General features: G+C 70.9%; 1 protein-coding gene. It reads right to left on the reverse strand.

Features of this window, described 5'->3' with window-relative positions; translation table 11 throughout:
- Positions 1 to 385 (reverse strand): condensation domain-containing protein (locus AB4Y34_RS42080; RefSeq protein WP_368719336.1); only part of this gene is annotated, 385 nt, incomplete at both ends.

A 385-nucleotide genomic window follows, 5' to 3' on the forward strand; every position in this document is an offset into this window, starting at 1 on the left:
CGCTGCGCAGCGCCTCGTGGCGCGCATACAGCTGATCGAGGCTGCGTCGCCACGCCGCGCGATCCAGCCTGCCCTGCAGCCGCCAGCCCAGCGGAACGTGGTAGCGGGCGCTGTCTTTGTCCAGCTGCGCCAGAAACCACAGCCGCTGCTGGGCAAACGACAGCTCAAGCGGCGCCTGGCGCGATACGGCGCCAATGGCCGGCAGCGCCTGCGCTGCCGCGCCGCTCACCGCTCCAGCCAGGCCTGCCGCCAGATCGCCCAGCACCGGCCGCGCGAACAGCATCGCCAGCGACAGTTCCACACCCGCAATCTGCGACAGCCGGCTGAGCAGCCGCACGGCCAGCAGTGAATGGCCGCCCAGCTCGAAGAAGTGGTCATGCCGACC

It is taken from the genome of Paraburkholderia sp. BR10954, assembly GCF_040965775.1.
Taxonomy (GTDB): domain Bacteria; phylum Pseudomonadota; class Gammaproteobacteria; order Burkholderiales; family Burkholderiaceae; genus Paraburkholderia; species Paraburkholderia youngii.